Below are 23,544 nucleotides of genomic sequence, written 5' to 3' on the forward strand. Positions count from 1 at the left end.
ATTCAAGCTGGTTTAAGACCCGCGGAAATAGCGCCTCAACGCATTTTGCCCAAAAGTTAACCGAAGGATGACGCACCGACGCAGCGTCATCCGGCTTTAGACGCATTGCCGTCGTGCTTTGGACAGGCTACGGAATTCACCGGAACCAGGCTCCGCAAGAGGGCCGCCCGCACGTTTAAAATGGAGGAAATTTATGACGAAGACGTTCGCGCGCCGCTCCGCGGCCCTTCTTGCCTGCGCCGCTTTCGGTTTTGCCACATCCGCCTACGCCCAGGACAAGACCGTCACGATCGGCGTGCTCAACGACATGTCCAGCCTCTACGCCGACATCGGCGGCCCCGGCTCCGTGCTGGCGGTCAAGATGGCGGTCGAGGATTCAGGTCTGGCCGCCAAGGGCTGGAAGATCGAGGTCGTCAGCGGCGACCACCAGAACAAGCCTGACGTCGGCGTCAACATCGCGCGGCAATGGATCGACACCCAGAAGGTCGACATGATCACCGACACGCCGAACTCGGGCGTGGCGCTGGCGGTCAGCAATGTCGCCAAGGAAAAGAACGTGGTCCTGCTCAACAACGGCGGCGCCAGCGCCGACCTGACCGGCAAGGCCTGCAACGCCAACACCATCTCGTATACGTACGACACCTACATGCTCGCCACCGGCACCGGCAAGGCGCTGACCAAGGCCGGCGGCGACACCTGGTTCTTCCTGACCGCCGATTACGCCTTCGGTGCCGCGCTCGAGCGTGACACCAGCGCGGTCGTCACCGCGAATGGCGGCAAGGTGCTTGGCGGCGTCAAGCATCCGCTCAACACCTCGGACTTCTCGTCCTTCCTGCTCCAGGCACAGAACTCCAAGGCAAAGATCGTCGGGCTGGCCAATGCCGGCGGCGACACCACCAATTCGATCAAGCAGGCGGCGGAGTTCGGTATCGTCGAGGGCGGCCAGAAGCTCGCAGCGTTGCTGCTGTTCATCAACGACGTCCATTCGCTCGGCCTCAAGACCGCGCATGGCCTGACCTTCACCGAATCCTTCTACTGGGACCTGAACGACAGCACCCGTGCCTGGTCCAAGCGCTTCCAGGAGAAGATGAGCAATCACGCGATGCCGTCCATGACCCAGGCCGGCAACTATGCGGGCGTGATCCACTACCTCAAGGCGCTCGAGGCGCTCGGCGGCAATCCGCATGACGGCGCCAAGGTCGTCGCCAAGATGAAGGAAATCCCGACCGACGATCCGCTGTTCGGCAAGGGCCCGCTCCGCGAGGACGGCCGCCGCATCATCCCGGCCTATCTGTTCGAGGTGAAGAAGCCGGAGGAATCGAAGGGACCGTGGGACTATTACAAGCTGGTCTCGACGATCTCGGCCGAAGACGCGGCCAAGCCGCTCAAGGACAGTGAGTGTCCGCTGGTGAAGAAGTAGGAAGTCGTAGGGTGGGTTGCGCCCAGCGACTGCGCTTCGCGCAGCGCAAGGCTAAGCCACCCTACGAAGCTTGCCCTGTCGCTGCCAGCGTGCGGACCGCAATTGCTACGCACGCCACCATCAGCGCTGCCGCGAGCAGGAACGGCGCGCCGGGCAGATGCAGCGGCGCGCCGGCGCCGATGAAATAGGAAAATGTCAGCGTGAACAGGAACGGGCCGACGAGTTGCGCCACGCTCTGCACGCTGGAGGTCGCGCCCTGCAGCTGGCCCTGCTGATCGGGCGCGACCAGACGCGTCATCAGCGCCTGAAGCGCAGCGCCCGCAATACCCCACAGCGCCATCACGGGAATACCGAGCCAGAACAGCGGACCGGTCGGCGCGCTGCCGAAGATCGAAAAGCCGACAGCGCCACAGCACAGCCCGAGCATCAGCGCACCGCGCTCACCGAGCGCGCGCACGATGGCGCCGATGGCGAGCCCCTGCACCAGCATGGTGCAGACGCCGACCATGGCGAGCGTCAATCCGACAGTCTTGGAATCCCAGCCGTAGCGATAGGTCGCATAGAGCACGAAGGTCGAGGGCAGCACGACGTGCGCCACCTGAGCGATGAAATTGACGACGGACAGCGCCGTGAGCCCGGCATTCGAGCGCAACAGATGCAGTGCCCCGACCGGATTGGCTGTGGTCCAGCGGAATGACGCGCGCTTCTCCGGCGCCAGGGATTCCGGCAGGATCAACAGGCCGTAGAGCGCGTTGGCAAAGCTCAAGGCCGCCGACGCCCAGAACGGCAATCGCGGATCGATATCGCCGAGCAGACCACCGAGCGCCGGGCCGAGGATGAAGCCGGCGCCGAAGGCCGCGCCAATCTTGCCGAACACCGCCGCGCGTCGCTCCGGCGGGGTGATGTCGGCGATATAGGCAAAGGCCGTCGAGATGCTGGCCGAGGTGATGCCTGATATCACGCGGCCGACGAATAGCCATGTCAGCGACGGCGCGAGCGCCATCAGCACATAGTCGGCGGCAAGCCCGAAATTCGACAGCAGCACCACCGGCCGGCGCCCGAAGCGATCCGACAGCGCGCCGAGCAACGGCGAGAAGACGAATTGCATCAGCGCCCAGGCGGTGCCGAACAGGCCGAAGATGCGCGCCGCATGCGCGGTGTCATTGCCGACGAAGCTTTCGATCAGCTTGGGCAGGATCGGCATGATCACGCCGAGCGCGAGCATATCGAGCAGGATGGTGACGAAGATGAAGGCGACGGCACCGCGCCGGACCGGCGCTGCGCCTTGCGCTATCGCCTCGCCGGCCTGTTCGCTCACGATGGCCGCTTGCGCTTGTGGGCAAAGGGATTGGCCTTCTCGCGCAGGGTGATTCTCACCGGGGTGCCCGGCAGGTCGAACGCCTCGCGCATCGAGTTGACGAGGTAGCGCAGATACGACTGCGGCACTGCATCCGCGCGCGAGCAGAACAGAACGAAGCTGGGCGGACGCGCCTTGGTCTGGGTGATGTAGTTCAGCTTCAGCCGGCGGCCGGACACAGCCGGCGGCGGATTGGCCTGGACCGCTTGCTCGAACCAGCGATTGAGCGCCGAGGTCGAAACGCGCCTGTTCCAGAGCGCATAGGCGTCCTGGATCGCCTGCATCAGGCGATCGATGCCCTCGCCCATCAGGCCGGAGACGGCGACGATCGGCACGCCCTTGAGCTGCGGCAGCCAATGATCGGCATCACGGCGTAGACCCGAGATCGCGCCCCCGCCCTTGGTCTCCATCAGGTCCCATTTGTTGACGGCGAGCACGACCGCGCGGCCCTCCCGCTCGATCAGATCGGCGATGCGCAGATCCTGCTCCTCGAAGCGGTTCTGCGAATCCATCATCATCACGACGACTTCGGCAAAGCGCACGGCGCGCAGCGCATCGGCAACCGAGAGCTTCTCCAGCTTCTCTTCGATGCGCGAGCGCCGGCGAAGACCGGCGGTGTCGAACACGCGAAATTCGCGGCCCTTCCAGGTGATCTCGACCGCGATGGAATCGCGCGTGGTGCCGGCCTCGGGGCTGGTCAGCAGGCGTTCCTCGCCGAGCAGATGGTTGATCAGCGTCGACTTGCCGGCATTGGGACGGCCGACAATCGCGACACGGATCGGGCGTGTCGCAGCCTCTTCCTCGGTGAGCGGCTCGTCGTCTTCAGGCTCATCTTCCTCGACGGGCTCAGGCATCAGCTTGGCGAGCGCGTCGTAGAGCTCGCCCATGCCCTCGCCATGCTCGGCCGAGATCTGGATGGGATCGCCGAGGCCTAAAGCAAAGGCTTCCATCGCGCCGGCATCGCCATGCTTGCCCTCACTCTTGTTGGCGACGAGCAGCACCGGCTTGTTGGCCCTGCGGGCGAAATCGGCGAAGGCGCGATCGGTCGGCGTGAGGCCGATGCGGGCATCGACGACGAAGAACAGCGCGTCGGCCTGCGCGATCGCGGCCTCGGTCTGCTCCTGCATGCGTGCCGTCAGCGAGCCCTTGGCGCCCTCGTCGAGGCCCGCGGTATCGATGATGGTGAATTCGAGGTCGCCGAGCCTTGCCTCGCCCTCGCGGCGATCGCGGGTGACGCCGGGCAGGTCATCGACGAGCGCCAGCTTCTGTCCGACCAGGCGGTTGAACAGCGTCGACTTGCCGACATTGGGTCGGCCGATGATGGCGATCGTAAAGGACATTGGTCATTCGTGCGCCGTCGAGGTAGCGCCTGTCAATTCAATGAAAAATATCAGCGCGAGAAACTGCCGCTGGGCATCGGTGCCGGGAAGGCCCCCTGCGTCTGCTGTTGCTGGGTGGTTTGCGCGGGCTGGGCGGCCTGTTGTGCAGATTGTTGGTCCGGCGGCGGCGCGGTGGTGCGCTTGCGGACGATCTTGTGCTTGGGCGGCGGCGCGGCCTGCGCGGGTGCAGCCTCAGGCTGGGCTTCGCCATCGACCTCACCTGCCGGGGCTTCAGCGGGCGCGGCTGCCGTCGGGGCCGGCTGCTTGCTCTTCTTTCCCTTGGCGGATTTCGACGATTTGGCGGGCTCAGCCGGCGGCGGCTCGGCCGGGAGTGCCGCAACGGCAGGCGCATCCTGCTGTTGCTGCGCGCCCTTGTACATGTCCTTCGGCACGCCCTGCTCGAGACCCGGCACGCCCTCGGGGAAGACGGGCTTGCGATCGCCCGGGAGCTTCTTCTTGGTGTCGAGGAAGTCGAGCAGATCGCTCGGATCGAATCCGCCGCTGGAGCAGCCGCCCAGAAGGCCTGTGAAGGCGATCAGGACGGCGGCTGCGATCAAACGTGGCGTGCGGCGCATATCGATATCTCGTCTCAGCTCTCGGAACCGTCAGCTCTCAGGCTTCAGCTCTTGGCGACGGGCGGCAGCAAGGCCTGCAGCGCCTCGGCGCGCGAGCGCAGGCCCGCCGGCGTTTCGCCGTCCTCGGCGATCGCGTCGAGCCATTTGCGAGCCGCAGTCATGTCGTTGTTGCGCCAGGCCGACAGCGCCAGCAGTTCGCGAGCGGTGTGGCGGAAGGTTGATTTGGGTTCGGCGGAGGATTCGAGGCGCTGCTGCATGTCGGCATAGGACGCGCTGTCCACCATGAGGCCGGCCGCACGGATCCTCGCCAAATCCTGCCACTCACTGCCGACGCCTCGGTCGGCGGCGATGTCGTCAAACATCTTGGCCGCAGCCTTGGGATCGCGGGCTGACGCCTCGGCCGCGGCACGAAGCCGTGACAGTGTGCGGTATCCCGAGGGGGCCTTGGCAGCAAGTTCCGTAAAGGCCGTCTCGGCCTCCGCATGCTTACCCTGCTCCGACAGCTCGACAGCCTTTTCGAAGGTCCCGCCGGCTTCGGCGGCCCTCTTGGCCTCCAGGTACTGATAGCCACGCCAGCCGCCGACGGCCGCCACGATCAGGACCATCAGGGCGATAAAGTAGAGCGAGTATTTGTCCCACAGCTTTTTGAGCTGCTCGCGACGTACTTCCTCGTCGACTTCGTCAAATAATTCAGACACTTAAGAAAATCCCATGCCCGGCCGGGTGCGCACGCCAGATCGCGCGCGTTTAAAGCCCGTCCCCACGTGGCGGCGGCGATACCCTATCGATATGGCGGTGGCAAGGCAAAGCAAGGCCGATCAAGGCGTTAACGCGCGATCCGGGATAGTCCGCCGAGATCCCTACCAAAGCTCCCGCAACTGCCGTTTCAGCACCTTGCCATTGGCGTTGCGTGGCAGCGGCTCGGAGGTGATCGCCATCGTCTCGGGCACCTTGTAATCGGACAGACGTTCAGCGCACCATGATCGCAGATCGTCGCTGCCGATCTGAGCACGCGTGACCACGATGGCATGAACGCGCTCGCCCAGGACCGGACATGGTTTTGCAATGATCGCGCTCTCGACGACGGCGGGATGGCCGGCCAGCACCGATTCGACCTCGGCCGAGTAGATCTTGAGACCGCCGCGGTTGATCATGTCCTTCTGCCGGTCGAACACGCGGACGAACCCTTCCGGATCGACCGAGCCGAGATCGCCGGAATGCCAGAAGCCGGCGGTAAAGCTCTCGGCCGTCGCCTTGGCGTTGTTCCAGTAACCCTTGATGACCGAGGCGCTCTGGATCCAGAGCTCGCCGATTTCGCCAGGCGGCAACTCACGCCCGTCCGCTCCCATCGCGATGATCCGCGCGCCGGGACACGGCAGGCCGACGCTGTCGATATGACTGGCAGTCAGCTCCCCCGGCATGATGGTGGACGGCGACGTCGTCTCCGTCGCGCCATAGCAGTTCGTGAGCTTCAGGCCTGGAATCGTCGCCTTGAGCCTCTCGATGGTGGCGACCGGCATCGGCGCACCGCCGAAGCCGCCGATGCGCCAGCTCGAGAGATCGTAGCTGGCGAAATCCGGTTGCAGCAGGCAGAGATTGTACATCGCGGGCACCATCACCGTGTAGGTGACGCGCTCGCGCGCCGCGAGCCTGAGATAATCGGCGGCTTTGAATTCCGGCATGATGATCAGCGCACCGGCGCAGCAGATCATCGTCGTGATATTGGCGACGACACCGGTCACGTGACCGAGCGGGACGGCCGCAATCGAACGGTCAGACGCCGTCAATTCCAGGCAGGACACGAACACCATCGAGGAATGCACGATGTTGCAATGGGCCAGCATCGCGCCCTTCGGTTTGCCTGTCGTCCCCGATGTGTAGAGGATCATGGCCGTGTCTTCCTCGTCGACATCGACCGGCGCCGGGGCCGGCGCATTGTCCGCCAGCACGGAGAAGCGCGAAAGCTTGGCATCGTCGTCAACAGCGAGGCGGTGAATTACCTCGGGAACATCGCGGGCGTCCGGCAGCCGCTCGGCGAGTGATGCCTCGTGAATCAGGATTTTGGCGCCGCAATCGGCGAGCACATAGGCGATCTCAGGCTTCTGCTGACGCGTGCTCAGCAGCACCGTGACCAGCCCCTCATGCGCGGCGGCGAACAGCAGCAGCGGAAACGCGATGCGGTTGCCGAGCAGGATCGCGACGCGATCCCCGCGCTGCAGACCGAGCTTGCGAAACCCGGAGGCAATCTGCGCAGCCTGCTCGACCGTTTGCCGCCAGCTCAACCTGATATCGCCGCAGACGAGGGCTTCGCCGTTGCCGTTGCGCGCAGCGGCCTCCGCGAGCATCGCCCACAAGCTGGAAGGCCGGTCAATGAAAGCCGGCACCACCCGATCGCCAAAGCGCGCCTCGAGCCGCATCGGCGGAATCTGAGATTGCGACCAGTCCATCGGAGGGTCCTCGTGTCGTTGCCTTTGGTACCTTCCGCGCGTGGCTACGCGGGTGCCGTCTTGAGCTGATCGACTAGCCCATGACGGGAACACCGATCACGACAGGATGGAACGCAAACGCCAGCGCTAGATAGGCGACGATACCGACCGCGACCGCGATGAGATCGTTGGTCACGCCGCCCACCGGAATCGGCGGACCGCCGCTATCGGTACGATGCTTCAACGAAATGCGGTCATACACGCCCCAACCCAGGAACGACCCGAACAGGATGATGGAGCCGAGATCGCCATTGGCGAGCAGATGCGCCGCCGCCCAGAGCTTGACGCCGGCAAGCATGGGATGCTTCAGCGTCGCATAGATGCGGCCGCGCAAATAGGATGCGACCACCAGAATGACGGCAGGCAGCATCAGCGCGACCGTGATGTGCTTCATCGCCTTCGGCGGATACCACACGTCGATCCAGCCTGAGCTGCGATAGTGGCCAAAGCCCCAGACGATCAGCGCCAGTCCCGCGAGCGAGACGACCGAATAAAGGATCTTGTAGGTCCCCTCGCCCAGCCGCGCGATCGCCTGCGCGCGCGCGTCTCGCTTCGTTGTGAAAACATGGGCGGCGAAAAACAGCACCAGCCCCAGGATCATGATCAGCAGACCCACGACACCCTCCCCTCAAGCGTCCCTGCTTATGGCGTATCATCGATTGGCCGTCGGTCGCAACTCTCGCTCCTCATGGTGAGGAGGCGCGAAGCGCCGTCTCGAACCATGCAGGCCCTGCTGCCGCAACTGCGGGGCATTCATCCTTCGAGACGCGCGCGAGCGCGCTCCTCAGGATGAGGGGTTGGAGCTGGGCTATTTGCCCAAATCCCGATTATCGACATAGCGGATGGCAATCGGCCGTCCGGCCAGGGCGCCGCCAAGTCCATCTGTGAATTTCAGCGGCAGGCAGGCATTCAGCGATGTTTTAATCGCGTTGAGATAGGTCGTCCGTGTATCGGCCGGAACGCTGGCGGTGGCAAAAGTCAGGCGCGGCGGGCCGATCAGGCTGCCCGCTCTATTGAAGCTGAAGCGAACCGACATCTGCATTCCCGTCCGCGCATTGTCCGATGGCGGCGACCAGCAGGTGCGCAGCTCGGCGAAGAGGTCACCGATCGTATCGAGATCGTGGTCCGGCCTCTGGTACTTGGCGCGATCGGCGTCCGATGGGACGCTTTCGATTGTGAGCTGGAGGTTCTCCCCGTAGGGATAGTCGATCTCGGGAATACATGGCCCATGATCGAGCACGCTACAATAGGACGGCGTGCACGGCCCGACGTCGAGCACGCTGCACGGCGAATGCGAAAACGGGATCGGATTGATTTGCCGCCGCCGCGCGTCGGCGGTGGCCGTCGAGACCGCCAGCAGGACAATAACCAGTATTGCGCGCCACATGCCTTGAGCTCGCGATGTCACGTCAATGAAACGTGGCACCGCCGGCGAAGGCGTCAAGCCCGCGCGCATTCACATGCTCGCGCGCAAGCGGCCGCGCTCCGCCCTACCCCTTCTTCTTGACGTCCTTGACATTGGTGAACTCGATCCCTTCGGCCCGCTCTTTGGTATAGCCGAGATAGAATTCGTTCCGCGCCAGATACACGGGATCGCCGTCGACGTCGTCGGCGATGCTGGACGTGTTTGCCGCGATGAAAGTGTCGAGCTTCTTGCGGTCCTCCGAGGAGACCCAGCGCGCCAGCTGGAACTCGCTCACCTCGAACTCGACCGGCAGCGAATATTCGGCATCGAGCCGTGCCTTGAGCACATCGAGCTGCAGCGCGCCGACCACGCCAACCAGCGCCGGCGCACCGTCGCGCGGACGGAACACCTGCACGACGCCCTCTTCCGACATCTGCTGCAGCGCTTCCTTCAGCTTCTTCGCCTTCATCGCATCGGTGAGACGGACGCGGCGGACGATTTCAGGCGCGAAGCTCGGCACGCCGACGAAGTTGAAATCCTCGCCTTCGGTCAGCGTATCGCCGATCCGCAGCGTGCCGTGATTGGGAATGCCGACGACGTCGCCAGCAAAGGCCTCGTCTGCCACGGAGCGGTCCTGGGCAAAGAAGAATTGCGGGCTCGACAGCGGCATGCTCTTGCCGGTTCGCACGAGCTTGGCCTTCATGCCGCGGCTGAGCTTGCCGGAGCAGAGGCGCGCGAACGCAATGCGGTCTCGGTGGTTCGGATCCATGTTCGCCTGGATCTTGAACACGAAAGCGCTCATGCGCGGATCGGTCGCTTCGACCCTGCGCTGGTCGCTGTCCTGGGCACGCGGTTCGGGCGCGAACTTGCCAAGACCCTCGAGCAGATCGCCGACACCGAAATTGCGCAGCGCGCTGCCGAAATAGACCGGCGTCAGATGGCCCTCGCGGAACGCGGCAAGGTCGAACGGCTTTGAGGCCTCGGTCACGAGCTCGAGCTCGTCCTTCACGGCGGAAGCATCGAGGTTGGCGTTGAGCTTGGCGAGTTCGGCGATCTCGATCTGCTGCGCCGCGCCGGTCTTGGCGCCCCCACCTTCGAGCAGTCGGACGCCGCCATTGATGACGTCATAGGTACCGAGGAAGTCGCGTCCCCGACCGACCGGCCAGGTCATCGGGGTGGTGTCGAGCGCCAGCGTCTTCTCGATCTCGTCGAGCAGCTCGAACACATCGCGGCTCTCGCGGTCCATCTTGTTGATGAAGGTGATGATCGGGATGTCGCGCAGGCGGCAGACCTCGAACAGTTTTCGCGTGCGCGCCTCGATGCCCTTGGCGGCGTCGATCACCATCACGGCGGAATCGACCGCGGTCAGCGTGCGGTAAGTGTCTTCCGAGAAGTCCTCGTGGCCCGGCGTGTCCAGCAGGTTGAAGACCAGGCCCTCGAACTCGAAGGTCATCACTGACGTCACGACCGAGATGCCGCGCTCGCGCTCGATCTTCATCCAGTCCGAACGGGTGTTACGACGCTCGCCCTTGGCTTTGACCTGGCCGGCGAGATTAATGGCGCCGCCGAACAGCAGCAGCTTTTCGGTCAGCGTGGTCTTGCCGGCGTCCGGATGCGAAATAATCGCAAAGGTGCGTCGCCGCGCCACTTCAGCGGCGAGCGGGGAACGGGCCGGCGATTCGGCTGTGGTGGCAATGTCGGACATGAGGGAGCGTTTGGCAGGGAAAATGGGCCTGATCAAGCCTCATCTGGTGATTGCGGAGCCCTTCGGCCAGCCCCATATCGGCTGTCGGGAAGGACGACCTTCCCCCTCATCAAGAGATCAGCCGCGGGGACGACCCTGCCTTGAATGGAGGGTCGTTATGGCCTGGAGCATCCTGTTCGTCGCCGGTCTCCTCGAGATCACCTGGGCGATCGGCCTGAAATACACCGAGGGCTTTTCCAGGCTTGTTCCGTCCGCCATCACGCTTGCCGCGATGGGCGGCAGTGTCATCTTGCTCGATTTGGCCCTCAAATCGCTGCCGGTCGGAACCGCCTATGCGGTCTGGACCGGGATCGGAGCGGTCGGCACTGCGACGCTCGGCATCTACTTGTTCGGTGAGCCCGCTACCGCGCTCCGCCTCGCCAGCATCGGGCTGATCGTCGCCGGCATCGTCGGGCTGAAGCTCGTCACTTGAAGATCTGGACCGCCCACCAGCTCAGCGCCGCGACGATGGCCGAGGCCGGGATGGTGATCACCCACGCATAGACAATCGAGCTCGCCACGTTCCAGCGCACGGCAGAAACACGGCGGGCCGCGCCAACACCGACGATGGCGCCGGTGATGGTGTGGGTGGTCGATACGGGGACGCCGAGGAAGGTCGCAATGAACAGGGTCGCCGCGCCGCCTGTCTCGGCGCAAAAGCCCTGCATCGGCGTCAGCTTGGTGATGCGCAGGCCCATAGTGCGGACGATGCGCCAACCGCCCATCAGCGTGCCCAGCGCCATCGCGGCCTGGCAGGAGAGCACCACCCAGAACGGCACCGCGAATTCGCCGCCGAGATGGCCCTGCGAATAGAGCAGCACCGCGATGATGCCCATCGTCTTCTGCGCATCATTGCCGCCGTGGCCTAGCGAATAGAGCGAGGCGGAGGCGAATTGCAGGATGCGGAAGGCGCGATCGACCGCGAACGGCGTGGAGCGCACCGAGAGCCAGGACACGACCGCGACCAGCATCATCGCCAGCAGGAAGCCGACCAGCGGCGATAGCACGATCGCCAGCACCGCCTTGGTCAATCCGCTCCAGACCGCCGCCGATATTCCGGCCTTGGCCATGCCGCCGCCGACGAGGCCACCGATCAGCGCGTGCGAGGACGAGGACGGGATGCCGAGCCCCCAGGTCACGAGATTCCAGACGATCGCGCCGACGAGCGCTGCGAAGATCACCTGGGCGTCGACGATCGCGGGATCGATGATGCCGGTGCCGATGGTTTGCGCAACGTGCAGGCCGAACACCATGAAGGCGACGAAATTGAAAAACGCGGCCCAGAACACCGCGAATTGCGGCCGCAGCACGCGGGTCGAGACGATGGTCGCGATCGAATTGGCGGCGTCGTGCAGACCGTTCAGGAAGTCGAACAGTAGAGCGACGGCAATCAAACCGACCAGGACAGGAAGACCCAACGCAGCATCCACGGCGCGGCCCGCCCTAAACTTGCTCGATGACGATGCTATTGATCTCGTTCGCGACGTCGTCGAAGCGATCCGCCACTTTCTCAAGATGGTCGTAGATCTCGACACCAACGATGAAGTCCATCGCGTTGCCATTGCGGTGCTTGAGGAACAGTTCCTTCATTCCGATATCATGGAGATCGTCGACACGGCCCTCGAGCTTGGTCAGCTCCTCCGTGATCGCGGTCAGCATCGCGACGTTCTTGCCGATCTCCTGCATCAGCGGCAGCGCACGTCCGACCAGATTGGCGCATTCGATCAGCAGCGCGCCGATCTCGCGCATCGGCGGCTCGAAGGTGCGGACTTCGAACAGCATCACGGCCTTGGCCGTCTGCTGCATCTGGTCAATGGCATCGTCCATAGCGGTGATGAGATTCTTGATGTCGCCGCGATCGAACGGCGTGATGAAGGTACGCCGCACCGCGGTCAGCACCTCGCGGGTGACGTTGTCGGCGTCGTTCTCGAACTGATTGACGCGCTGGCAGTAGACCGGGGTCTCCTCGCCGCCCTTGAGCACGCCCTGAAGCGCGATTGCACCCTGAATCACGGTCTGGGCATGGCGGTCGAACAGGTCGAAGAAACGTTCTTCCCTGGGCAGGAAAGCGCGAAACCATCTCATCATGGGGATCGTCTACCGGTTGGAAATGGCCGTCCAATTGGACTGTCACAAAACCGTCATAGACCATTTTCGATCCGCGCGCGCGACATCTTCCGCCGGCGTAGCCGGATCATCCACCGGATTTCCCCACCAATAAAATTGGCTAGATATCAATGGCTTATAGAGATCTCCGGAAGTAATGGGCGATTTCACCGATGACGCCGCGGCGGAAGGTGAGCACGCAGATCACGAAGATCGAGCCCTGGATCACCGTCACCCACTGCCCGAAGCCGGCTAGATATTGCTGCATGGCGATGATCACGAAGGCGCCGACCACGGGACCGAAGATGGTGCCAAGACCGCCGACCAGCGTCATCAGCACGACCTCGCCCGACATCGACCAGTGCACGTCGGTGAGCGAGGCGTTCTGCGCCACGAACACTTTCAGCGCGCCGGCAAAGCCCGCCAGCGTCCCCGACAGGACGAACGCCAGGAACTTGTACTGGTCGGTGCGGTAGCCCAGCGAGATCGCGCGCGGCTCGTTCTCGCGGATCGACTTCAGCACCTCGCCGAACGGCGAGTTGATGATGCGGTAGATCAAGAGGAAGCCGGCGAGGAAGCCGACCAGCACGACGTAATAGAGCACGGTCGGCTTCGTCAGATCGAAGATGCCGAACATGCGCCCTTGCGGAATGCCCTGGATGCCGTCCTCGCCATGGGTGAACGGCGCCTGGAGATAAATGAAATACAAGAGCTGCGACAGCGCCAGCGTGATCATCGAAAAGTAGATGCCCTGGCGGCGGATCGAGATATAGCCGGTGACGAGCGACAGCCCGAACGCCGCGGCAATACCGACGAGGATGCCGAGCTCGGGCGGCAGCGCCCACACCTTCAGCGCATGCGCGCTGCAATAGCCGGCCGTGCCCATGAACATCGCATGACCAAACGACAGCAGGCCGCCGTAGCCGATCAGAAGATTGAAGGCGCAGGCGAGCAGCGCAAAGCACAGCGCCTGCATCACGAAGAACGGGTAGATGCCGCTGAAAGGCACGGCGGCCAGCAGCACCGCCATCACCACGAACAAGATCATCTCGTCGCGCATCGCGCGCGGAGTGACCGGCAGCGTGTCGTCCGTCAAGGCTGTCATATCAGGCTGCCCTTCCCGTCAGTCCCGTTGGCTTCACCAAGAGCACCAGCACCATCAGCACGAACACGACGGTGTTGGAGGCCTCGGGGTAGAAATATTTGGTGAGGCCCTCGATCACACCGAGCGCAAAGCCGGTGATGATGGAGCCCATGATCGAACCCATGCCGCCGATCACCACGACCGCGAACACAACGATGATGAGGTCGGCGCCCATCAGCGGCCGCACCTGGTTGATCGGCGCCGAGAGCACGCCGGCGAGCGCGGCAAGGCCGACACCGAGGCCGTAGGTCAGCGTGATCATGCGCGGCACGTTGATGCCGAAGGCGCGGACCAGCGTCGGATTTTCAGTGGCGGCGCGCAAATAGGCGCCAAGCCGCGTCTTCTCGATCAGGAACCAGGTGGCCAGACACACCACCAGCGAGAAGATCACAACCCAGCCGCGATAGACGGGTAAGAACATGAAGCCGAGATTCATGCCGCCCTTGAGCTGGTCCGGAATGGCATAAGGCAGGCCGGAGGAGCCGAAATAGTTCTGGAACACGCCCTGCACGATCAGCGCGATGCCGAAGGTCAGCAGCAGGCCGTAGAGGTGGTCGAGCCCGGTCAGGAATTTCAGCATGGTCCGTTCCAGGATCATGCCGAAGATGCCGACGATGATCGGCGCCAGCAGCAGCGCCCACCAGTAATTGATGCCGCCGAGGTTCAGCAGGAAATAAGCGACGAAGGCGCCCATCATGTAGAGCGCGCCGTGGGCGAAATTGATGATGTTGAGCATGCCGAAGATGACGGCGAGCCCGAGACTGAGCAGCGCGTAGAACGAGCCGTTGATCAGTCCCACCAGTAGCTGTGCGTAGAGAGCCTGCATCGATCCAGCACCCAGTCCCTTCGGCGTTCCCTAGATTGGCGCCCGCCGGCTCGCAGCCGGCGGGCTGTCGGTCTTACTTCTTGAGCAGCGCGCACTTGCTCTCGGACAGCGGCGTGAAGGCCTGATCGCCCGGTACCGTGCCGACGAGCTTGTAGAAGTCCCACGGTCCCTTGGATTCGGAGGGCTTCTTCACCTCGAACAGGTAAGCGCTGTGGATGGTGCGGCCGTTCGGCTGAATCTCGCCCTTGCCGAACAGATCGTCTTCGGTCGGCATCGACTTCATCTTCTCGACGACCTTGACGCCGTCATGCGGATTGCCGCCGAGCGCTTCCAGCGCCTTGAGATAGTGACGCACGCCCGCATACACGCCCGCCTGCACCATGGTCGGCATCGCGCCATTCTTCATTTTCTCCGAGAACTTCTTGGAGAAGGCCCGGGTCTGGTCGTTCAAATCCCAGTAGAAGGTTTCGGTGAAGTTCAGGCCTTGCGCGGTTTCCAGGCCGATCGCCTTGACGTCGGTGAGGAACAGCAGCAGCGCCGCGAGCTTCTGGCCGCCCTTGACGATGCCGAATTCGGCCGCCTGCTTGATCGCGTTGGTGGTGTCGCCGCCGGCGTTGGCAAGGCCGATGATCTTGGCCTTGGAAGCCTGTGCCTGGAGCAGGAAGGACGAGAAATCCGGCGTATTGAGCGGGTGCTTGACGCCGCCGACGACCTTGCCGCCGTTGGCGGCGATGACGGCCGTGGTGTCACGCTCCAGTGCTGCACCGAAGGCATAATCCGCGGTCAGGAAGAACCAGGTGTCGCCACCGGCCTTCACCAGCGCCTGGCCGGTGGTATGGGCGAGCATGTAGGTGTCGTAGGTCCAGTGCACGGTGTTGGGCGAGCACTGCGCATTGGTGAGGTCCGAGGTCGCCGCACCGGAATTGACGTAGACGCCGTTCTTCTCCTTGACGACGTTGTTGACGGCGAGTGCCACGCCCGAGTTCGGCACGTCGACGATGACGTCGACCTTGTCGACGTCGAACCACTGCCGCGCGATCGCAGTGCCGATGTCAGGCTTGTTCTGGTGATCGCCCGAGATGATGTCGATCTTCCAGCCCTTCGCAGCGAGGCCGGAATCTTCGACGGCCATCTGGGCGGCGAGCGTCGAGCCGGGTCCACCGAGATCGGCGTAAAGACCGGATTGATCGGACAGCGCACCGATCTTGACGGTCTTGTCCTGCGCGAAGGCGGCGCCAGCGGTGGTTACGGCCAGCGCCGTGCCGAGCAACAACGATGCAATCGACGTTTTCATGCGACTTCCCTCGTGAATCTTCTCGTGACCGTTCGACCCTTGACCGTTCGACCCTGGGCCGGACTAGACGCCGAGATAGGTGTGGAGCTTGTCCATGTTGGCGGCAAGCTCCGCATTCGAAAATCCGTCAATGATCTTGCCGTGCTCGACCACGTAATAGCGGTCGGCGACGGTGGATGCGAAGCGGAAGTTCTGCTCGACGAGAAGGATCGTGAAGCCTTCCTTCTTCAGCCGTGCGATGGTGTGACCGATCTGCTGGATAATGACGGGCGCAAGACCTTCGGTGGGCTCGTCCAGCATCAGGAAGCTCGCGCCGGTGCGCAGGATGCGCGCGATCGCCAGCATCTGCTGCTCGCCGCCGGACAGCTTGGTGCCCTGGCTGTTGAGCCGCTCCTTCAGGTTCGGAAACAGGTCGAAGATCTGCTCGAGCGGCAATCCGCCCGGGCGCACCACCGGCGGCAGCAGCAAATTCTCCCGCACGTCGAGGCTCGAGAATATCCCACGTTCCTCCGGGCAGAACGCGATGCCCATGCGCGCGATCCTGTCGGAGGTCGCGCCCCTGATTTCCTGATTGTTGAATTTGATCGAGCCGGAGCGCTTGCCGATGATGCCCATGATCGACTTCAGCGTGGTCGTCTTGCCGGCACCGTTGCGCCCCAGCAACGTCACGACCTCGCCCGCTTTCACGTCGAAATCGATCCCGTGCAGGATGTGGGACTCACCGTACCATGCCTGCAGGTTGCGCACCTCGAGGATGTTGCCGCCGGTCGCAGCCTTCACTGGTGCCTCGGCCATTTCAGTCTCAGGCATGACCAGCTCCCAGATAGGCTTCCTTGACGCGCTCGTCCTTGGTGAGGTCGGCGTAATTGCCCTGCGCGAGCACCTGCCCGCGCGTCAGCACGGTGATGATGTCGGAGAGATTGGCGACGACGCTCAAATTATGCTCGACCATCAGGATGGTATACTTCGCGGAGATGCGCTTGATCAGCGCCGCGATCTTGTCGATGTCCTCGTGGCCCATGCCCGCCATCGGCTCGTCCAGCAGCATCATCTCCGGGTCGAGTGCCAGCGTGGTCGCGATCTCGAGCGCGCGCTTGCGCCCGTAGGGCATCTCGACCGCCGGCGTATTGGCAAACTCGCTGAGACCGACATCGTTCAGCAGCTCACGCGCCCGGTCGTTGAACCGATTCAGCACGGACTTGGAGCGCCAGAAATCAAACGAGCTGCCGTGCTGGCGCTGGAGCGCGACACGGACATTCTCCAACGCCGTCATATGCGGAAATACCGCCGAGATCTGGAATGAACGAACCAGCCCCATGCGCGCCACATCGGCCGGCGCCATCGAGGTGATGTCCTGTCCCTTGTACAGGATTTTTCCGGCAGACGGTTTGAGGAATTTGGTCAGAAGGTTGAAGCAGGTCGTCTTGCCGGCCCCGTTCGGGCCGATCAACGCGTGGATAGTCCCACGGCGAACCTTGAGCGCAACGTCGCGGACGGCAAAGAAGCCCGCGAACTCCTTGGTCAAGCCTTCCGTTTCGAGAATGAACTCATCGGCCAAACAGATTTCCCCCCGCCCGCGCAATCAGCGCGTGGCTGTCCTTGTTACTTCGGCTTTCCGGAGGCCTTGGAGCCTTCCCGGAACGCCGCCTCCGGGCGCGGAATATGCCGGAGGTGACGGGGGTTAGGCAAGGCGGAAAGCTGAGCAGGTCAAGCCTCTGGCCGGGAGTCTTATGCTCCCTTAGTTGGAGGTTTTGCGACGTCGCCTGCCGGCTTCCCGGTTCGCAAGACACCGGTCATCAAGCCGTCGTTAACGGTCTTTGGTCCCGCGCGCCAGCCTTCATCAAAAATTTTCCCGCTCCGGCGATGATGCCCGGGTTTCATTCTCCGGGAATAGCATTTTGGATTTCGCGAGCGCCGATCCCTCCGTCGTCAAGTCGATCAAGCAACGTGACCTGCTCAACACGTGGCTGCGACTTTATGCGCGCCAGCAGATTGCGCCGGCGATCTGGGAGTATCAGCCCGCGCGGCTCGAGGAAGAGCTGTCCGACCTCATCTATTACACGGTGGACAATTCGACGCCGACGGCGCGCCTGACCATCCAAAGCGAGGGCACGCGCATCTCGCGCGCCTACGGCCATACCGGCAAGGGCGTCCTGCTTGAGGATTATGTCGGGCCGCGGCTCGCGCCCTTCGTGATGCCGGTCTATCATGCCTGCGTGGCGCGCGGCCTTCCGGTCTACAGCGTTGCCGACGTCGACGATATCTACGGCCGCGTCGTCGCCTATGAACGGCTGCTGCTGCCTTTCCTGACCGACGACAAGGTCAGCCACGTCATCGCCTCGCTCAAGACTTTCTGCGAGGATGGCGGCTTCGAGATCAAGAATCTGATGCGCGGAAACCACGCGCCGCCGCGTCCGAAATTGCGCACGGTGATCGACCGCGACCTGTTTCACCGCGCTCCGGGCCGCATCGCGGCCGCCGACGTCGTCGAATTCGCCGATCGGTCCAGTGGTCCCGATATCACCGCCGAAATCATCGAGCTGAACTAGCTCTTGCGCGATTTTGCGCTGACTTCCTTGTCGTAGATATCGGGCTTGAAGCCGACCAGCAGCTTGCCGCCGATCTCGAGCACAGGCCGCTTGATCATCGATGGTTGCGCTAGCATCAGCGCCAGCGCCTTCTTTTCCGTCATGCCTTCCTTGTCGGCCTCGGGAAGCTTCTTGAAGGTGGTGCCGGCACGATTGAGCAACGTCTCCCAGCCAAGCTTGTCGCTCCATTGCTTGAGCTTGTCCTTCTCGACGCCCGCGGCCTTGTAGTCATGGAACTCGTAGGCGACGCCATGGGTGTCGAGCCAGGCCCGCGCCTTCTTCATGGTGTCGCAGTTCTTGATGCCGTAGATGATGTTGGGCAAGACGATCCTCGCGCATGCGTCGTGACGTGCCGAGCCGTTGTACGAAACTCCTGATCGCGCGACAATATTGCGAACGACGCTTTCGACATCCCTGAACGGACAGACCATGCACGTCACGCACGATCCCGCCGCATCCGCCTCGCCGACCATTGACTTCAACACCTTCCTTGCGGTCGATATCCGCGTCGGCACCATCGTCGATGCCAAGCCTTTTCCCGAGGCGCGCAAGCCCGCCTGGCGGCTGTGGATCGACTTCGGCCCCACCATCGGCGTGCGCAAGAGCTCGGCGCAGATCACCGAGAATCATCCGCTCGAAACGCTGGTGGGACAGCAGGTCGCCGCAGTCGTCAACTTCCCGCCGCGCCAGATCGGACCTGTGGTCTCGGAAGTTCTCACGCTCGGTTTCCCCGATGCCGACGGCAAGGTCGTGCTGATGCAGCCGAGCAAGCCGGTGCCGAACGGCGGGCGGCTGTTCTAAAGCGCGACGAGATTTGGATGAATCGTCATCGCGCTTTAGATTATTGTTTGCGCATGATCTTTCCGGAAAACCGCTTCGCACTTTTCCGGATCATGCTTTGGTGGGCAGCTTACGACCGTTTCGGAATATTGAGCCCACGCTGAACCGCAGGACGCGCCAGCCCGCGTTCGAGCCAGGCCGCGACCGAGTTGAACTGGCTGAACCCGACGAGATCGCCGGCACCGTAAAAGCCGATGAGGTTGCGCACCCAGCCGAGCATCGAGATGTCGGCGACGGTGTAGTCGTCATCCATGAACCATTGCCGGCCCGCAAGATGCGCCTCCATCACGCCAAGCAGGCGCCTGGACTCGCCCACGTAGCGCTCCAGCGGACGCTTGTCCTCAAAATCCTTGCCGGCAAATTTGTGGAAGAAGCCGACCTGGCCGAACATCGGCCCGATGCCGCCCATCTGGAAATGCAGCCACTGAAGGGCCTGGTAGCGGCGCGCGGCGTCCAACGGCAATAGCTTGCCGGTCTTCTCCGCGAGATATTGCAGGATCGCACCCGACTCGAACAAGGGCAGCGGCCTGCCGCCGGGGCCGTTCGGATCGAGGATCGCCGGAATCTTGCCGTTGGGATTGAGCGAGAGGAATTCGACCGTCTTCTGGTCGTCCTTGCCGAAGTCGACGAGATGGACCTCGTAAGGCAGCCCGATCTCCTCCAGCATGATCGACACCTTGACACCGTTCGGTGTCGGCAGCGAATAGAGCTGAAGCAGTTCGGGATGCTTTGCAGGCCAGCGCCTGGTGATCGGAAATGCGGAGAGATCGGACATCGGGACCCCGGCTGCTTGGGTAAGCTGCCGTCTAATCTAGGCGGGCCGATGATCGGTGCAAGGCCAAGCGATCCAAACTACTGGGGTCGCAGCAAATGATTGATGGCGTAGACCGCTTCACTCTGCGCGCGCTGCTCTATGAAGAGCTGCCCGGTGATGAGCAGTGCAGCGGTGAAAACGACCGCGAGCATCGCGGTCGCGAACTGACTGGCATCATACATCGCACGAGCTTCTCGCAAGCAGATTTGCACGGGGAACGCGCGACGATCAACGACAGTTCCTGAATGCTTCAAATAATTTGCCTGTTTTTCCCGAACCCGCCCCTCGGCCGGCGGCCTCAGTAATTGATCTCCATCCGCAATCCCAGTGGATCGATCTCCTCTCCTCCAACACGCTGCGTGCTGTCGCGTGCCGCGACCGCGCAGGCGCAGGCGTCGATCAGATCATCGCGGCCAATGCCGGTGCCGTAGCGCTGCGTCAGCCATTTCGGCAAGCGCGTGAAGCCGCGTTGCGCCAGCAGCGTGATGCGTTGCGCGCGGCCTTGCCCCGAGGTCTTGCTCGCAAGCCGGATCCGTCCCGCGAGATTCCAGAAGATCAGTTCCGGATGCGCCTCGCCGATCGTCGCCTGCCGCGCCGGCGTCATGATCTGATCGACCTCCCTGATCTTGTCCCTGATATTCCAGAGCTGCGCCGAGACGCCCCTGCCCTTGCCTTCCTGCTTCCAGTAATGCCTGTTGGCCGCAGCCATGTCGGCAAACGTCCAGAGGTCCCGGCGGGCCCCGAGAAATACCGCGGGGCCAACCATCTCGCGCGCACGCAAATCGCATTCTCTGTAGCCGCTCGGCTTCAACCCGATCGGCATGTCGATCATCGCGCGTGCATGCGGCATTGCGAGCAAGCGCGCGAGGCCCGGCGAATAGTCGAAGCCGTGCTCGCCACGATCATCGATCCACGCGGCGACCCAGCCGAAGCGAAATCCGTCGAGGCCGAGATAAGTTGGCACGTCAGTCGTCCACGTCTTGCAAGTTTCACAGTCGCGTCGCTTGACATCCGCAAGTTGCGGGCGTATGTCCCGCCGCCTCGCGAGCACTTCCGTTCGCGGAAACGATGAACCTAGTGATGAAGCACAGCTACGAAAGATTTGCGCGACTGTCGAATGGCTTCCGGCCAATCGATTGCGCATGCCCGGCTCATGGGAGCGATCTTGCCTGACCGCAAGATCGACAGTCCGCTTCTCACGGACCCTCCTGAGCCTGCCGCTCCGGAGGGTTTTTTGTTGCCCGCCGTGCGGCCTGTTCGAATATCCCGGCACATGCCGGAACGGGAGACCCGGATCCCGGGGCTCGCGCTCGAGAGGCGCGTGCCCGCATGCGCGGGGCCTGCCGGAGGGAACGAGGCGATGAGCCGGACACCGATGGCAGAGCGAACCCGGATGGTTCGCAACATGCGGCGCGTCGACAGCGCCGCGATAGAATTTTTGTAACTCGGTTTGCCGCGATCCTCGCGGCTCAGCCGACGCTGGTGGTGAAGATTTCGGATACTTCCTTCACGGTAAAGCGGGTTCGAATCCCGCCTTTGACACACGCACCGGGATGCGACCTCGGGAGAGGCTTGCACGCGGCCCGGCGCAGGCTCCGTCCGCAAGGACGGCGCCTGCGTTGTCGTCACTGAGAGCCGAGATCGCCTGTTCCCCAGCGTACCCTTCCAAGGCCGGTGCGAGAGCATCGACCTGGCGGTGGTGAAGATGTCTGTTACTTCGGTAGAGCGCCGGCCAGCATTGTTGGCCGGAGGTCGCGGGTTCAACCCCCGCCGGCAGCAATGCCGTAGCTCAGGTCTTGCTCCTCGGAGCGGCAGCAGCATCGCCCGTTCCCCGCCAAACCCATCACGGTCCGTGGTGAAGATCGCTGTTACTTCGACTGATAATCGAGAGGTCGCGGGTTCGAATCCCGCCCGGTGTACTGTGCACCGGTAGCTCAGTGGATAGAGCGCTACCCGGCCCGCAGGGTAAGCTGCGGGCTGGGGTCTCAGCATCGCCTGTTCCCGGATCGTGTCCCTGTCGTCGCCACCGCCGGTGGTGAAGAGCGCTGTTACTTCGCTGTCGGAGGTTCGAGCCCTCCCGGACCTCAGTCCGTAGCTCAGTTGGTAGAGCACGTTCAGCCCGCAAGGGCGGTTCAGCCTCGCTTGTTCCCCGGCACCTGTTTCCATTTCCCATCAAACCAAAGGAGGCCGTCATGGTCAGGCTCAACAAGATCGTTCGTGCCTTCACGCGTGAGGGCGCGCGCGCCGTTCGCTTCACGCCTGAGATGGAGCTGAAGCGCGCGCTCATGAACTGCCTCCTGTGGGAGGACCAGTTCTACGAGGACGGCGTCACCATCGCCGACCGCATCAAGGCCCTCGTGCCCAAGGTCGCGCCTGCGCGTGTCGCGCAGCTTGCGATCGAGGCGCGTGACGTGATGAAGCTGCGGCACGCACCGCTGCTCGTCATCCGGGAGATGGCGCGCAATGAGAAGCATCGTGCCCTCGTTGCCGACACGGTTGCCCAGGTGATCCAGCGTCCCGACGAGATGACGGAGCTGCTTGCAATCTACTGGGCGGATGCGCTGGGGCCTCAGCAGCAGCGCAAGCGTCAGCCGGTCGCGGCGCAGGTGAAGAAGGGTCTCGCCCGCGCGCTGACTAAGTTCGACGCCTATCAGCTCGCCAAGTACGACCGCGACGGCGCGGTGCGGATCAGGGACGTGCTGTTCCTGGTGCACGCCAAGCCGAAGGACGCCGCGCAGGAGAAGGTGTGGAAGCAACTCATCGACGGCGAGCTCGCCGCCCCCGACACCTGGGAGGTCTCGCTCTCGGCCGGCAAGAGCAAGCGCGAGACCTTCGAGCGGCTGATCGCCGAGAAGAAGCTCGGCGGCTTGGCGCTGCTGCGCAACCTGCGGCTGATGCAGAACGCGAGCGTACCGCGCGAGACCATCGCGGTCGCGATTGAGGCGATGCGGACGGATCGTATCCTGCCCTACCGCTTCATCACGGCGGCGCGCTATGCGCCGGATTTCGAGCCCGAGCTCGAAACCGCGATGCTCAAGTCGATCAAGGACCATGTGCAGCTCCCCGGCCGCACGCGGCTTCTGATCGACGTGTCGGGCTCGATGTTCGCCCCCCTCTCCGCGCAGTCGGAAATGACGCGCGCGGAGGCGGCCTGCGGTCTGGCCATCCTCGCCCGCGAGATCTGCGACGAGGTCGAGATCTTCACCTTCTCCGACAGGGTGGTGAAGGTCCCTCCCCGCCGCGGCTTCGCGCTCCGGGATGCGATCATCAACTCGCAGCCCCACAGTGGCACCTGGCTCGGCAAGGCGGTGACGGAGATCGACCGCAAGGGCGATCGCCTCATCGTCTTTACCGACGAGCAGAGCCATGACCGGGTGCCCGAGCCCAAGGCGCGCGGCACGATGGTGAACGTGGCCTCGTATCAGCACGGCGTCGGCCACGGCGACTGGACCCGCGTCAACGGCTTCTCTGAGGCTGTGGTCGCGTGGATCGCGGCGTCGGAGACGGCGCTCAACTGATACGCAACAACGACGGCCCCGGACGCGAGATGCGCCCGGGGCCCGCGA

Annotated in this window: 24 protein-coding genes; 6 read left to right on the forward strand and 18 right to left on the reverse strand. The window is 63.5% G+C overall.

The window, feature by feature from the left end:
- The first annotated feature begins 193 nt into the window (after positions 1-193).
- Positions 194-1,420, forward strand: coding sequence for an ABC transporter substrate-binding protein (locus JQ621_RS04725; protein ID WP_212233225.1), 1,227 nt, complete (start codon positions 194-196; stop codon positions 1,418-1,420).
- A gap of 61 nt (positions 1,421-1,481) precedes the next feature.
- On the opposite strand, the gene JQ621_RS04730 is transcribed toward JQ621_RS04725, so the two are convergent.
- From JQ621_RS04730 to JQ621_RS04765, 8 genes are all read right to left on the reverse strand, one after another.
- Positions 1,482-2,738 carry a TCR/Tet family MFS transporter gene (locus tag JQ621_RS04730; RefSeq protein WP_212233226.1) on the reverse strand — a complete coding sequence of 419 codons (1,257 nt, stop codon included), beginning with the start codon at positions 2,736-2,738 and terminating at the stop codon, positions 1,482-1,484.
- On the reverse strand, positions 2,735-4,117 hold the full coding sequence (gene der, locus JQ621_RS04735; protein ID WP_212233227.1) for a ribosome biogenesis GTPase Der: 1,383 nt from the start codon (positions 4,115-4,117) through the stop codon (positions 2,735-2,737). The genes JQ621_RS04730 and der overlap by 4 nt, the downstream gene beginning before the upstream one ends.
- 50 nt (positions 4,118-4,167) lie before the next feature.
- A complete protein-coding gene (locus JQ621_RS04740) occupies positions 4,168-4,731 on the reverse strand; it encodes a hypothetical protein (protein ID WP_212233228.1) in 564 nt (187 codons plus the stop codon).
- A gap of 44 nt (positions 4,732-4,775) precedes the next feature.
- Positions 4,776-5,429, reverse strand: coding sequence for a tetratricopeptide repeat protein (locus JQ621_RS04745; RefSeq protein ID WP_212233229.1), 654 nt, complete (start codon positions 5,427-5,429; stop codon positions 4,776-4,778).
- Positions 5,430-5,591: 162 nt separating this feature from the next.
- Positions 5,592-7,178 (reverse strand): class I adenylate-forming enzyme family protein, encoded by a 1,587-nt coding sequence (locus JQ621_RS04750; RefSeq protein ID WP_212233230.1) that lies wholly within the window; start codon positions 7,176-7,178, stop codon positions 5,592-5,594.
- Between the two features lie 73 nt (positions 7,179-7,251).
- A complete protein-coding gene (locus JQ621_RS04755; protein WP_212233231.1) occupies positions 7,252-7,833 on the reverse strand; it encodes an NnrU family protein in 582 nt (193 codons plus the stop codon).
- Positions 7,834-8,025: 192 nt separating this feature from the next.
- A complete protein-coding gene (locus tag JQ621_RS04760; RefSeq protein ID WP_212233803.1) occupies positions 8,026-8,604 on the reverse strand; it encodes a hypothetical protein in 579 nt (192 codons plus the stop codon).
- A gap of 103 nt (positions 8,605-8,707) precedes the next feature.
- Positions 8,708-10,327, reverse strand: coding sequence for a peptide chain release factor 3 (locus JQ621_RS04765; RefSeq protein ID WP_212233232.1), 1,620 nt, complete (start codon positions 10,325-10,327; stop codon positions 8,708-8,710).
- Positions 10,328-10,484: 157 nt separating this feature from the next.
- Here JQ621_RS04765 and sugE point away from each other — a divergent pair, with 157 nt between their 5' ends.
- The gene (gene sugE, locus JQ621_RS04770) at positions 10,485-10,799 is read left to right on the forward strand and encodes a quaternary ammonium compound efflux SMR transporter SugE (protein WP_212233233.1); all 315 of its coding nucleotides are present in this window, start codon (positions 10,485-10,487) and stop codon (positions 10,797-10,799) included.
- Here the strand turns inward: sugE and JQ621_RS04775 are convergent.
- The 7 genes from JQ621_RS04775 to JQ621_RS04805 form a co-directional block, all read right to left on the reverse strand.
- A complete protein-coding gene (locus tag JQ621_RS04775) occupies positions 10,792-11,796 on the reverse strand; it encodes an inorganic phosphate transporter (protein WP_212233234.1) in 1,005 nt (334 codons plus the stop codon). The genes sugE and JQ621_RS04775 overlap by 8 nt on opposite strands.
- A gap of 13 nt (positions 11,797-11,809) precedes the next feature.
- Positions 11,810-12,454, reverse strand: coding sequence for a DUF47 domain-containing protein (locus tag JQ621_RS04780; RefSeq protein ID WP_212233235.1), 645 nt, complete (start codon positions 12,452-12,454; stop codon positions 11,810-11,812).
- 154 nt (positions 12,455-12,608) lie between these two features.
- Entirely contained in the window at positions 12,609-13,577 is a 969-nt protein-coding gene (locus JQ621_RS04785) for a branched-chain amino acid ABC transporter permease (RefSeq protein WP_212233236.1), read from the reverse strand.
- 1 nt (position 13,578) lies between these two features.
- Positions 13,579-14,442, reverse strand: a complete 864-nt coding sequence (locus JQ621_RS04790) for a branched-chain amino acid ABC transporter permease (RefSeq protein ID WP_212233237.1) — start codon at positions 14,440-14,442, stop codon at positions 13,579-13,581.
- Positions 14,443-14,515: 73 nt separating this feature from the next.
- On the reverse strand, positions 14,516-15,736 hold the full coding sequence (locus tag JQ621_RS04795; RefSeq protein WP_212233238.1) for an ABC transporter substrate-binding protein: 1,221 nt from the start codon (positions 15,734-15,736) through the stop codon (positions 14,516-14,518).
- 63 nt (positions 15,737-15,799) lie between these two features.
- Positions 15,800-16,546 carry an ABC transporter ATP-binding protein gene (locus tag JQ621_RS04800; protein WP_212233239.1) on the reverse strand — a complete coding sequence of 249 codons (747 nt, stop codon included), beginning with the start codon at positions 16,544-16,546 and terminating at the stop codon, positions 15,800-15,802.
- Positions 16,539-17,294 (reverse strand): ABC transporter ATP-binding protein, encoded by a 756-nt coding sequence (locus tag JQ621_RS04805; protein WP_212233240.1) that lies wholly within the window; start codon positions 17,292-17,294, stop codon positions 16,539-16,541. The genes JQ621_RS04800 and JQ621_RS04805 overlap by 8 nt, the downstream gene beginning before the upstream one ends.
- Positions 17,295-17,634: 340 nt before the next feature.
- Between JQ621_RS04805 and JQ621_RS04810 the strand changes: the two genes are divergently transcribed.
- On the forward strand, positions 17,635-18,285 hold the full coding sequence (locus tag JQ621_RS04810) for a PAS domain-containing protein (RefSeq protein ID WP_212233241.1): 651 nt from the start codon (positions 17,635-17,637) through the stop codon (positions 18,283-18,285).
- Here JQ621_RS04810 and JQ621_RS04815 read toward each other — a convergent pair.
- Positions 18,282-18,647 (reverse strand): ArsC family reductase, encoded by a 366-nt coding sequence (locus tag JQ621_RS04815; protein WP_212233242.1) that lies wholly within the window; start codon positions 18,645-18,647, stop codon positions 18,282-18,284. The genes JQ621_RS04810 and JQ621_RS04815 overlap by 4 nt on opposite strands.
- Before the next feature lie 106 nt (positions 18,648-18,753).
- Between JQ621_RS04815 and JQ621_RS04820 the strand changes: the two genes are divergently transcribed.
- Positions 18,754-19,125, forward strand: a complete 372-nt coding sequence (locus tag JQ621_RS04820) for a tRNA-binding protein (RefSeq protein WP_212233243.1) — start codon at positions 18,754-18,756, stop codon at positions 19,123-19,125.
- A gap of 109 nt (positions 19,126-19,234) precedes the next feature.
- Here JQ621_RS04820 and JQ621_RS04825 read toward each other — a convergent pair whose 3' ends face one another.
- A complete protein-coding gene (locus tag JQ621_RS04825) occupies positions 19,235-19,939 on the reverse strand; it encodes a glutathione S-transferase family protein (RefSeq protein WP_212233244.1) in 705 nt (234 codons plus the stop codon).
- 95 nt (positions 19,940-20,034) lie between these two features.
- Here JQ621_RS04825 and JQ621_RS04830 point away from each other — a divergent pair, with 95 nt between their 5' ends.
- The gene (locus tag JQ621_RS04830; protein ID WP_212233245.1) at positions 20,035-20,223 is read left to right on the forward strand and encodes a hypothetical protein; all 189 of its coding nucleotides are present in this window, start codon (positions 20,035-20,037) and stop codon (positions 20,221-20,223) included.
- 53 nt (positions 20,224-20,276) lie between these two features.
- Here JQ621_RS04830 and JQ621_RS04835 read toward each other — a convergent pair whose 3' ends face one another.
- Positions 20,277-20,942 (reverse strand): DUF429 domain-containing protein, encoded by a 666-nt coding sequence (locus JQ621_RS04835; protein WP_212233246.1) that lies wholly within the window; start codon positions 20,940-20,942, stop codon positions 20,277-20,279.
- A gap of 1,228 nt (positions 20,943-22,170) precedes the next feature.
- Here JQ621_RS04835 and JQ621_RS04840 point away from each other — a divergent pair.
- Positions 22,171-23,496, forward strand: a complete 1,326-nt coding sequence (locus tag JQ621_RS04840; RefSeq protein ID WP_212233247.1) for a TROVE domain-containing protein — start codon at positions 22,171-22,173, stop codon at positions 23,494-23,496.
- Positions 23,497-23,544 lie beyond the last annotated feature (48 nt).

This window comes from Bradyrhizobium manausense (genome assembly GCF_018129685.1).
GTDB classification, from domain to species: Bacteria; Pseudomonadota; Alphaproteobacteria; order Rhizobiales; family Xanthobacteraceae; genus Bradyrhizobium; species Bradyrhizobium manausense_D.

Coding starts and splice junctions, on each gene's coding strand:
- JQ621_RS04765 (WP_212233232.1), bottom strand. CDS start 10,327: ATGTCCGACATTGCCACCACAGCCGAATCGCCGGCCCGTTCCCCGCTC.
- sugE (WP_212233233.1), top strand. CDS start 10,485: ATGGCCTGGAGCATCCTGTTCGTCGCCGGTCTCCTCGAGATCACCTGG.
- JQ621_RS04800 (WP_212233239.1), bottom strand. CDS start 16,546: ATGCCTGAGACTGAAATGGCCGAGGCACCAGTGAAGGCTGCGACCGGC.
- JQ621_RS04790 (WP_212233237.1), bottom strand. CDS start 14,442: ATGCAGGCTCTCTACGCACAGCTACTGGTGGGACTGATCAACGGCTCG.
- JQ621_RS04780 (WP_212233235.1), bottom strand. CDS start 12,454: ATGATGAGATGGTTTCGCGCTTTCCTGCCCAGGGAAGAACGTTTCTTC.
- JQ621_RS04825 (WP_212233244.1), bottom strand. CDS start 19,939: ATGTCCGATCTCTCCGCATTTCCGATCACCAGGCGCTGGCCTGCAAAG.
- der (WP_212233227.1), bottom strand. CDS start 4,117: ATGTCCTTTACGATCGCCATCATCGGCCGACCCAATGTCGGCAAGTCG.
- JQ621_RS04760 (WP_212233803.1), bottom strand. CDS start 8,604: ATGTGGCGCGCAATACTGGTTATTGTCCTGCTGGCGGTCTCGACGGCC.
- JQ621_RS04830 (WP_212233245.1), top strand. CDS start 20,035: ATGATTGATGGCGTAGACCGCTTCACTCTGCGCGCGCTGCTCTATGAA.
- JQ621_RS04750 (WP_212233230.1), bottom strand. CDS start 7,178: ATGGACTGGTCGCAATCTCAGATTCCGCCGATGCGGCTCGAGGCGCGC.
- JQ621_RS04840 (WP_212233247.1), top strand. CDS start 22,171: ATGGTCAGGCTCAACAAGATCGTTCGTGCCTTCACGCGTGAGGGCGCG.
- JQ621_RS04795 (WP_212233238.1), bottom strand. CDS start 15,736: ATGAAAACGTCGATTGCATCGTTGTTGCTCGGCACGGCGCTGGCCGTA.
- JQ621_RS04725 (WP_212233225.1), top strand. CDS start 194: ATGACGAAGACGTTCGCGCGCCGCTCCGCGGCCCTTCTTGCCTGCGCC.
- JQ621_RS04820 (WP_212233243.1), top strand. CDS start 18,754: ATGCACGTCACGCACGATCCCGCCGCATCCGCCTCGCCGACCATTGAC.
- JQ621_RS04785 (WP_212233236.1), bottom strand. CDS start 13,577: ATGACAGCCTTGACGGACGACACGCTGCCGGTCACTCCGCGCGCGATG.
- JQ621_RS04740 (WP_212233228.1), bottom strand. CDS start 4,731: ATGCGCCGCACGCCACGTTTGATCGCAGCCGCCGTCCTGATCGCCTTC.